8 protein-coding genes and 2 rRNA genes are annotated in these 9867 nt (G+C 43.1%); 4 read left to right on the top strand and 6 right to left on the bottom strand.

Annotation, left to right across the window (positions count from 1 at the left end; all coding sequences use genetic code 11):
• From GTU69_RS08180 to GTU69_RS08165, 4 genes are all read left to right on the top strand, one after another.
• Positions 1-137, top strand: a 23S ribosomal RNA gene (locus GTU69_RS08180); the annotation flags it as partial.
• A gap of 177 nt (positions 138-314) precedes the next feature.
• Positions 315-429 (top strand): 5S ribosomal RNA (gene rrf, locus GTU69_RS08175).
• Positions 430-780: 351 nt separating this feature from the next.
• On the top strand, positions 781-3189 hold the full coding sequence (locus GTU69_RS08170; protein WP_166169651.1) for a YgiQ family radical SAM protein: 2409 nt from the start codon (positions 781-783) through the stop codon (positions 3187-3189).
• A gap of 350 nt (positions 3190-3539) precedes the next feature.
• A complete protein-coding gene (locus tag GTU69_RS08165) occupies positions 3540-4085 on the top strand; it encodes a DUF2726 domain-containing protein (RefSeq protein ID WP_166169649.1) in 546 nt (181 codons plus the stop codon).
• 43 nt (positions 4086-4128) lie between these two features.
• Here GTU69_RS08165 and GTU69_RS08160 read toward each other — a convergent pair whose 3' ends face one another.
• From GTU69_RS08160 to GTU69_RS08135, 6 genes are all read right to left on the bottom strand, one after another.
• A complete protein-coding gene (locus GTU69_RS08160) occupies positions 4129-4488 on the bottom strand; it encodes a RidA family protein (protein WP_166169647.1) in 360 nt (119 codons plus the stop codon).
• Between the two features lie 507 nt (positions 4489-4995).
• On the bottom strand, positions 4996-6051 hold the full coding sequence (dinB, locus tag GTU69_RS08155; protein WP_166169645.1) for a DNA polymerase IV: 1056 nt from the start codon (positions 6049-6051) through the stop codon (positions 4996-4998).
• Between the two features lie 45 nt (positions 6052-6096).
• A complete protein-coding gene (locus tag GTU69_RS08150; protein WP_166169643.1) occupies positions 6097-6288 on the bottom strand; it encodes a hypothetical protein in 192 nt (63 codons plus the stop codon).
• A gap of 241 nt (positions 6289-6529) precedes the next feature.
• Entirely contained in the window at positions 6530-7315 is a 786-nt protein-coding gene (locus tag GTU69_RS08145) for a GH25 family lysozyme (protein ID WP_166169641.1), read from the bottom strand.
• Positions 7316-7395: 80 nt separating this feature from the next.
• Positions 7396-8787 carry a multidrug transporter subunit MdtD gene (mdtD, locus tag GTU69_RS08140; RefSeq protein WP_166169639.1) on the bottom strand — a complete coding sequence of 464 codons (1392 nt, stop codon included), beginning with the start codon at positions 8785-8787 and terminating at the stop codon, positions 7396-7398.
• 125 nt (positions 8788-8912) lie between these two features.
• Positions 8913-9536 carry a TIGR00730 family Rossman fold protein gene (locus tag GTU69_RS08135; RefSeq protein WP_240921602.1) on the bottom strand — a complete coding sequence of 208 codons (624 nt, stop codon included), beginning with the start codon at positions 9534-9536 and terminating at the stop codon, positions 8913-8915.
• Positions 9537-9867: the final 331 nt, after the last annotated feature.

The following is a 9867-nucleotide window of genomic DNA, read 5'->3' as shown; positions in this document are numbered from 1 at the left end:
CTACCTCAAGATAAGATTTCCCCGAGACTTTATGTCTCCTAAAGAGCCGTTGAAGACTACGACGTTGATAGGTTGGATGTGGAAGCATAGTGATATGTGAAGCTGACCAATACTAATTGCTCGTGAGGCTTGACTATACAACACCCAAACAGTTGTTGTATAAAGCATCAGTTGATTCGATATTAAGCAAAACAGCTTGATTTAGTGAATGCTAAAGAACAAAATACGACAGCTCAGATATACCTGTTAATGAATTCTATTTGACCAAGCATTGGCATCTAAATAAGACCAAACGCAAAGTCATAAACAGTTGTGCTGGCGACCATAGCAAGAGTGAACCACCTGATCCCTTCCCGAACTCAGAAGTGAAACCTCTTAGCGCTGATGGTAGTGTGGGATTACCCATGTGAGAGTAAGTCATCGCCAGCTCATTATTCTTAAAAAGCCCCCTCTAATGAGGGGGCTTTTTTATGCCTGGAATTCTTATTAAAAAGAAGAATGATTAAGAATGTATCGGATCTTAAATTATGCTTTTTATTTGTTCAAAAGTTTGCTTGATTCGCTGCTTTGTCCGTGTGTTTAACTATAATTATATAAGTGATCACTTACAGGAGAAGCTTTTTAAACTGAAGTGATCATTTTGGGAGAATAAATTAAATTACTGGTTTTGTACAAATTATAATCAAGCAAGCTGAGTCTAATTCATGCTAAAATACTCGGCTTTCATCTTTGATCTAATTTTCAGATCTTCCATCATCTGCCAGCCGAGAATTGCTAGCCATGTCTACTGCTTATACCATGCAGACTGCGCCAAAAGCGTTGTTTGATTACGACAAATATTGGGCGTCCTGTTTTGAACCTGCGCCATTTTTGCCGATGTCACGCGAGGAGATGGATCAACTCGGTTGGGATAGTTGTGACTTTATTTTAGTCTGTGGTGATGCGTATATCGATCATCCCTCTTTCTGTTCTGGCATTATTGGCCGTACTTTAGAAGCTCAAGGTTTCCGTGTCGGGATTATTGCCCAGCCGGACTGGACCAGCGTGGATGAATTCCGAGTATTGGGTAAGCCGAATATTGCCTGGGGTGTGACGGCCGGTAATATGGATTCGATGATCAACCGCTACACCGCTGACCGTAAAATCCGTTCAGATGATGCCTATTCTCCAGATAATGTGCCGAATAAACGTCCTGACCGCGCGGCAACCGTATATTGCCAGCGTGTACGTGAAGCCTATCCTGATGTGCCGGTATTGTTAGGGGGTATTGAAGCTTCTCTACGTCGTATTGCTCATTATGACTATTGGTCAGATAAAGTCCGTCGTTCGGTATTGATGGATTCTAAAGCCGATCTTCTGATGTACGGTAATGGCGAACGCTCGATTGTCGAAGTGATGCATCGTTTGGCCAAAGGTGAAAAAATTACTGACATCACGGATGTCCGTGGTACGGCCTTTATTGTCAATAAACATAACCGTGCTTCTAAAGCTAAATTCGTTGAAATTGCATCGAATGATGTGGACACCATCGGTCGTGTAGATCCCATCATCAACCCTTATGTGATGACGGAAGATCTGGATGGTTGTGAAATCGAAAAAGATAAAGGCAATAGTTTAAGCCAGTATCAAGGCTTCCAAAAAGAAGCTGTGACAAATCCAATTGTCCGTGAAGGTGACAATCTGGATGCCGATACGCAAATTGTACAGTTACACCCTGCCTCCAAAGCGATTAAACACAAATTACCTCCACGAGAACTGGCGGTCATTCGTTTGCCTGCTTTTGAAGAAGTCGTCAATGACCCCGTATTATACGCACATGCCAACCGTATCCTGCATTTGGAAACCAATCCGGGTAATGCGCGTGCCTTAGTACAAAAGCATGGTGAACGTGATGTGTGGTTGAATGCACCACCTATTCCATTAACCACAGAAGAAATGGATTATGTGTTTGATCTGCCTTATGCACGTCTGCCACATCCTGCATATGGTAATGCACGTTTCCCGGCTTTTGACATGATCAAATTTTCGGTCAACATCATGCGTGGTTGCTTCGGTGGTTGTACTTTCTGTTCCATCACGGAACATGAAGGCCGTATTATCCAGAACCGTTCGGAAGACTCAATTCTGCGTGAAGTGGAGAAGATTCGTGATACCGCACCGGGCTTTACCGGCATTATCTCGGATTTAGGTGGTCCAACAGCTAATATGTACCGTTTGCACTGTAAAGACCCTGAGATTGAGAAAAACTGTCGTAAGCCATCGTGCGTATTCCCGGGTGTGTGTCAGAATTTGCATACCGACCATGCGCCATTGACGCAGTTATACCGTAAAGCACGTGCACTTAAAGGCATCAAGAAAATTCTGATCGGTTCAGGTTTACGTTATGACCTGGCGGTATTAAACCCTGAATATGTCAAAGAATTGGTCACTCATCACGTGGGTGGTTATCTCAAAATTGCGCCTGAACATACCGAAAAAGGTCCATTATCCAAGATGATGAAACCGGGGATTGGCACTTACGACCGTTTCAAACAGATGTTTGATCGCTTTAGTAAGGAAGCCGGTAAAGAACAGTATCTGATTCCTTACTTTATCGCGGCGCATCCGGGGACCACCGATTACGATATGATGAACCTGGCGATCTGGTTGAAAAAGAATGGTTTCCGTGCCGATCAGGTACAAACCTTCTATCCATCGCCAATGGCCACAGCAACCACCATGTATTACACCGGTAAAAATCCGCTGGCAAAAGTGGCGCGTTATACTGAAAATGTGGATATTGTGAAAGGTGAGAAACGTCGCCGCTTGCACAAGGCTTTCTTGCGTTACCATGATCCAAATAACTGGCCAATGTTACGTGAAGCTTTGAAAGAAATGGGCCGCTCAGACTTGATTGGTAATTCGAAACAACATCTGATTCCGAGCTATCAACCGCAAGGCACAGAAGGGCAATATCAGTCGGCACGCAAGAAAAACTCGACCTTGGCGGGGGATTCTGCAAAACGCACAGGTGAAAATACTGCACGTAATCAATCACGTAATGTTGCCAATACAAATGGCAATAATCGTCCTAAAAAAGGCCAGATCCTGACTCAACATACTGGCTTACCACCACGTGAAACTGGGGAGAAACGTCCATTTACGGGTTCTAAATCCAAGATTAAATCTAAGCCTAAGTCAAAGGCTTGATTTAAAAATAAAAAAAGGACGCTCAGGCGTTCTTTTTTTATCATTCAATTAAATAGCCCTCTAATGAAAACAGCTCATCGGAATTGTAGGACAATATTCAAAAGTAGTCTTGCATCCTTACTGTGCCTTGCGCTACAGTAATTTGGTGTCAGATAATGGATGAATCCTAGGCATAGATGTAAAAAATAAAATCAGTGCAACTTTTTGTCAGCATTTATAATGTTTTCGTCATGATTAAATGCAGTTCGTTTGCTTGAAATATTTAATAAAAATAAGCGTTGTATACTGAGGTTGATAACAAGCATCGGTGTGACACCGGAAAGACTATAAAAAATTAAAGGATTAAGAGGATGATAATTTATATTTTGGTCGGAAGTTTACTTCTGTTTGGCATTCTGTTGAAGGCTTGGAAAAGTCTGGAAGGTAGTGCTAAACAGCAAGATAGTGCTTTAAAACAAAGAGCTATTTTTAATATTAGTGAACAGATCACATTTACACGCCTTAAAGAAATATTGCCGCGCAGTACCGTGTTGGCTCATGTTTCATTTGATGCCTTGTTGACGACCAAATACAGCCGTACCCGCCATAAATATCGCAATATGGTGGCAGATTTTGTGATTCTGGATGAACATCATCAGGTGCTTGCCATTATTGCATTGGATGATCCCATGGCCTTACGCCATCCGCAAAATGCCCAGTATCAGGATGCGCTGTTGGCGATGGCCGGGTATCGGGTGATTCGCTATGAAGATGTACCGGAATATTTTCAGTTAAGACAAGATTTTTTAATTGAAAACCCTACTGATTTTCAGCTAGATGAGTTAACAGAAGTTTCAATAAAAAAGTATGATTTTTATCCAGATTTGGGCCGAAAGAAAATCCGCCTGTTAGGTTAAATCACTATAAGCATGAAGACTGTTCATGCTTATTTTTTGGCTTTTAATTCGATGCACGAACAGCAGTAACCGTCATTTCTACCAGAACGTCAGGGGCATATAGCTTGGCTTCGACACAGGTGCGGGGCAGGGCTTCAATATCAGCGACCCAGGCATCCCAGATTTCATTCATTGCTGCGTAGTCATTTTCAATATCTTTTAAATAAATGGTCACAGACATAATCTGGCTCTTGTCTGTAGCTGCATCCGCCAGCAAGCGATCAATAATTTCCAGGGTTTGTCGTGTCTGACCTTTAATATCCAGCGTGGTATCTGTAGCCAATTGACCCGCTAGATGTACCAGGTTGCCTGAAATGGCAATTTCAGAAAAGCGCTTTTCAACATGCAGACGTTGTACTGTCATAATATAAGTCCTTTATTTTCGGCATAATTGCTGCGAGCCATATTTTGGTCATACAGCCTGCAGCCAGATAGATGGCAACATCATAATGCCATGAGCTGTGAGCGTAAATCATTCATCGAGTAGAGACTATTAAGATAACGTTGCCACAGCAAAGATTTTTAAAATAACAGGAATCAGCAGCAGATACCGGAGCAAATCGGAGTGATCAAGAGTAGCTTGTATAAAATGCATTAGCACAGTATGAAATCTGCTGTTTTTAGGAATTTATAGAGAGATATGCAGAAGAAATGCGAGCGAGGGACCATGCGGTTTAACAGAGTTGCCCTGTAACATTCGGATTTGATCGTCACGCCAATCACAGGACAGTATGCTAAAAGTAAAGGTGATTTTTAGCATCTCGGCGTCTACATGGATAAATGTATCGCGCCCATAGAGTACCGCAAAAATCGTACTTGTGTGTAGTCAATTGGTCTAATCACGTTCTTTTGGTTGAAAAATATGCAAACTCTACCAGAGAGAAAGCTGTGACTGATCTTGCTGCTCCGAAAGCTGGTACAGCCCAACGCCAATGAGACGAAACTGAAAATGTTCTGGAATACGCATTTCAATGAGTAGCTGTTGCAGTACCTGTTCCAATTGTTGCCGATTTTGCAAAGGCTGTTTAAAACTCTTGCTGTGTTGCAAGACCTGAAAATTTTTTAGCTTGAGTTTGGCCGAAACCCCACGTGCACAGAGTTGTTTGCGCTCTAGACTGTTCCAGACCTGATCAATCAGTCGAGGCCAAGAGTTCTTGCATTGTGTTAAGGTTAGATCATCATCAAAGGTGGTTTCCTTGGAAATTTGCTGGCGTTCACGCTCCGCCTGTACCGGACGTTCATCGATGCCCTGGGCATAGAGAAAAAGTCGTTTGCCATATTTGCCAAAATGCTGAACCAGCACATTTTGCTCAATTTTTTGTAAATCTCCCAGCGTTTGTAATTGCAGTAACTTGAGCTTTTCTTGCATCACTTTTCCCACACCGGGAATTTTTTTTAGCGGTAAACCCTGAATAAAATGCTGCACCTGTGAGGGCTTAATGACACAAATGCCATCCGGTTTGTTCCAGTCTGAAGCAATTTTGGCTAAAAATTTATTTGGTGCTACCCCGGCAGAGGCGGTTAAACCTGTAACTTTGAAAATATCTTCCCGTATTCGCATAGCTACTTCAGTAGCACTTGGAATATTTTGCAGATTTTCTGTGACATCCAGATAAGCTTCATCTAAAGATAAGGGTTCAATCAGCGGCGTGTAACGCTGGAACACCTGATGAATCTGGGCGGAGATGGCACGGTATTTTTCAAAATTGGGTTCAATCACCACTACGTGTGGACAAAGCTTTCGGCCTTGTACCATCGACATGGCAGAGCGCAATCCAAACTCGCGCGCAGGGTAGGACGCTGCACAAATCACGGCCCTTGGATGATGGGAAGACACGACCACCGGCAAATACTTTAACTCCGGTCGGTCTTTGAGTTCCACAGATGCAAAAAAGGCATCCATATCGATGTGAATGATTTTTCTCATGCAGTCCCAAATTCTGCCTGTACATGCTGGGCTAGTATCTCATCTTCATCGATCAGATTGTAGAGCAGGATCAAGTGGATACGACACAGGCTGACTGAGTAAAACCAGACGGGTTTGTTGTTGTTTAGCCGCTTGAATCAGTATTTTTAGACTTTGCTCGGTGTGATCTGCCAGGTATGGTAAAAACTCCAAAGGCTGGTCAATCGGCTGGAAAAAGTTATCCCAGTGAATTGGCATCACGACTTTAGGCTTTAAGCTTCTCAGGGTTTGATCGAGATAGTTTTGCAGATGACTGATATTGCCATTTTTGAAAATTAGACACTTGACCTGAAGGCTGCAGCAGCAAAACCACTACAGCCACTCCAACGAGTATGCTGATGCCTACCCCGCCACTCAAAATCCTTTTTGATTTGCCATAAATTTCTCGTTTTTATGCAGTTTGATTTTTTATTGGGATTAGAGAAGTGGAGTTATCTTATTATTTTTTTGGTAAAGTTTCCACTTTGTTAAGTGGATAGATTCCATTGCGTTCTAAAAATCGTGTCCAGTCATCCTCATCACCATTAAACACATTTAAGTCGACGGTTTTGTTAATGCCCTTGATGGTACCCTGATTGGTATGCTGCCAGAACAGCCATTTTGGCTTGCCTTTTAAATCGGGTTTGCTGTGATATTCACGGACCCAGAGCGGTGTTTTTGCAAACTCTCCCGCTAAAATAATGTTATAGAAAGCTTTGGAAATATAGAAAATCGGTTGCTTGCCATAATGTCGATACAGCTGGTCATGCATGACCTGAATTTCTTTTAGCAGTTGTTCCTTGGTATAGGTATTGATGCAGTTGCTGTCATATTCCAGATCAATTACTGGCGGCAATGAGTCGGCTTTATTGGGTACGGTTTCAATAAAATTTTGCGCCTGAATTTCGCCATCCCTGCATAAACGATAAAAATGATAGGCACCCACAGTGAAACCATGTTCACGGGCTTGCAGCCAGTAATCCTGAAATTTCCGATCTTTAAAATCACCACCTTCAGTAGCTTTCAGATAAACAAATCGATAGGTTTTGGGTGAGATCTGTTGCCATTGAATGTCGCCCTGATGATGCGATACATCAAAACCTTTGACCGGATATTCCTGTGCCGAAGCAGGATGATGAGGCAAGACAAAAAAATACAATACGATTGCAACACAGCTCAGCAACAGGCCGACGCAAGAGGCATACAGCTTGTGATGATGATGCTTGGCGAATCGTTTATTAGACATAGATAATTTAGGCGTGATTTATCAAACACATGATAACGCGATCTGAACATTCAGACCACGTTGTTTGTAATAGCGTCTGATTATATCGGGGTGTGACGTGGAATTTGCCAGAAAATGGCTGCGGTAATCAGGTTAATGCAGCCGAGGAAAATCAGGGTGGTATGGAAGGCTGTCACGATCTGCTCGCTACCGAAATAGGCGGTAAAGACATTGACTAGTGTTCCTGCCAAAGCCACGCCGATACTCATCGATACCATCATGATCATCGACAAAAAGCTGTTGCCACTGCTGGCATCCTTTTGTGGTAAATCCTTTAGGGTCAGGGTATTCATGGAAACAAACTGCAAAGAATTTAGTATGCCGAAAACAAAGAAATGTAATGCTCTTAACCAGATTGGTGTATCCGCCGTAGTGAGGGCAAAACTGGCAATACATGCTCCGACCAATAATGTATTGACCAGCAATACCTGGCGATACCCAAAGCGTTGAATAATCTGGCGAATAATCGGCTTGGAGGCGAGAGAGCCCAGTACGGTCGGAATCATCAACAGACCGGTAATAAAGGGTTCAAAGCCAAAGGCAACCTGCAACATCAGCGGAATTAAAAAAGGTATCGCGTTGCCGCCTAAGCGGGCAAAGAAATTACCAATAATGCCTATAGCATAAATTTTATTGCTAAATAATGTGCTACGGAACAGCGCATTATGATGGGTATGGGCATGAACGGCATAGATAATCGCTGCCAATACACCCGCAAGTACCAGACCCATACTCCACCATAGCGATTGATGGGGGCTGGCAAAATTTTCAATGCCCAGTGAAAGTCCCACCATGGCAATCACCAGCAAGATAAAACCTGAAAAATCAAAAGATTTGACAGCAGGTTCAGTGACGTTTGGCATGGCCTTCAAGGTAATCAGAACGCCTAACAGCCCCATCGGAATATTAATTAAAAAAATCCAGTGCCATGTTGTCACTTCGACCATCCATCCGCCCAAGGTCGGACCAATCAAGGGACCCATCAGACCAGCTAAACTCATCAAGCTCATGGCAGATAAAAACTGGCTGCGCGGAATGAGCTTGAGCATCGCCAGCCGGCCTACAGGAAGTAACAATGCACCGCCAATGCCCTGAATGACCCGATAAAAGAGCAGCTGGTTTAAACTGCTGGACAGTCCGCAGCCCAGTGATGCCAAGGTAAAAATAATAATGGCCGCAAAGTAGGTATTGCGCACACCAAAACGGTCGGCCAGCCATCCGCTTAAAGGAATACAGGCTGCTACCGAAAGTACATAGGCCACCACCACGCTATGCATTTGTAGCGGATCTTCAGCTAGATTGGCTGCCATGGCTGGAATTGCCGTATTGACAATGGTGGTATCCAAACCTTGCATAAAAAAACCGATCGATACCAACAACACTAACAGGCGGAATTCAGGTTGTAGGGCTTGATGCGAAGGAGTGGCGTTCATAACAATATTAAAGTGATTTTTTACAGAGTTTAAAGCAATCCGTTTAAAGTGGTGTAAGAAAAAGTTGTGCTATCCATTATGGGACAGCACTGTCAGGAGTTCGTTTTTTATGTCCTGGCTTGGACTTAAATGGCAAAGTGTTGTGGTGCATCCAGATTTTTAATGGCATTGAGAATCTGATCGGCATGATTGCAGATAATCAGTTTGGCCCGATGCTGCGGCGGTAAAAAGCCTTCACTGACTGCATGATCCAGCTGGCGCACCAGGGCATCATAAAAGCCATTCACATTATAGAGCATCATCGGTTTCTGGTGCTGATTTAACTGTCCCCAAGTGGCAATTTCCAGAATTTCTTCAAACGTGCCCAAACCACCGGGTAAAGCGACAAAAGCACTGGCACGCTCAGCCATCATGGCCTTGCGTTCATGCATGCTGTGTACAATGTGTAATTCGGTCAGCTGATGATGCGCAATTTCATAATCCAGCATAAATTCAGGGATCACCCCGACGGTTTCACCGCCACGCTGTCTGACGGCATCAGCCACTTGCCCCATGAGGCCTATACTTGCGCCGCCATAGACCATGCCGAAACCCAGGTCTGCCAGTGCCTGAGCCAAAGCTACGGCTTTTTCCTGATAAATTGGTTTATTGCCTGAACGTGAACCACAGTAGAGTGCAATTAAAGGTTGAGTTGTTTTGGGAGTAGGATTGTTATGTTTGGGAGTCATTTTTAATACACTGTTCATCATTATATTTTTACCATAGCATTTTATTTTTTCAGTCTCTAGCTTAACTGTTAAATATGACAAGTCGTGATCAGCCTTATACTGACTTTGCAAAGATTTGTTGAAATTGGGTGAGCTAAAAACAGCGCAATGAGGAAAAGAGGATGAATTTCTACTTCATCTTGCTATACTAAAAATCTGTTTTCCAACAAATGAATTAACATGGGTAGTGGTTGTCCTCGCTCTGAACACTTCAATGCTTCTGAAAAAAATATACAGCATGCTGTTCATCGCATATTCAGCGATTTTAATATGAACCTTCTAAAATCAGTCCCTCATCATCCTGCACAGGAGA

It is taken from the genome of Acinetobacter sp. SA01 (assembly GCF_011319235.1).
In the GTDB taxonomy this organism is placed as follows: Bacteria; Pseudomonadota; Gammaproteobacteria; order Pseudomonadales; family Moraxellaceae; genus Acinetobacter.
Note: the sequence above shows the minus strand (reverse complement) of the source record. Positions and strands in the feature narration are given on the sequence as shown.

Bases quoted from the DNA above. Each gene is read 5' to 3' on its own strand.
- dinB (WP_166169645.1), bottom strand. From the start codon at position 6,051: ATGAGAAAAATCATTCACATCGATATGGATGCCTTTTTTGCATCTGTG.
- GTU69_RS08150 (WP_166169643.1), bottom strand. From the start codon at position 6,288: ATGCCAATTCACTGGGATAACTTTTTCCAGCCGATTGACCAGCCTTTG.
- GTU69_RS08145 (WP_166169641.1), bottom strand. From the start codon at position 7,315: ATGTCTAATAAACGATTCGCCAAGCATCATCATCACAAGCTGTATGCC.
- GTU69_RS08165 (WP_166169649.1), top strand. From the start codon at position 3,540: ATGATAATTTATATTTTGGTCGGAAGTTTACTTCTGTTTGGCATTCTG.
- mdtD (WP_166169639.1), bottom strand. From the start codon at position 8,787: ATGAACGCCACTCCTTCGCATCAAGCCCTACAACCTGAATTCCGCCTG.
- GTU69_RS08170 (WP_166169651.1), top strand. From the start codon at position 781: ATGTCTACTGCTTATACCATGCAGACTGCGCCAAAAGCGTTGTTTGAT.
- GTU69_RS08160 (WP_166169647.1), bottom strand. From the start codon at position 4,488: ATGACAGTACAACGTCTGCATGTTGAAAAGCGCTTTTCTGAAATTGCC.
- GTU69_RS08135 (WP_240921602.1), bottom strand. From the start codon at position 9,536: ATGATGAACAGTGTATTAAAAATGACTCCCAAACATAACAATCCTACT.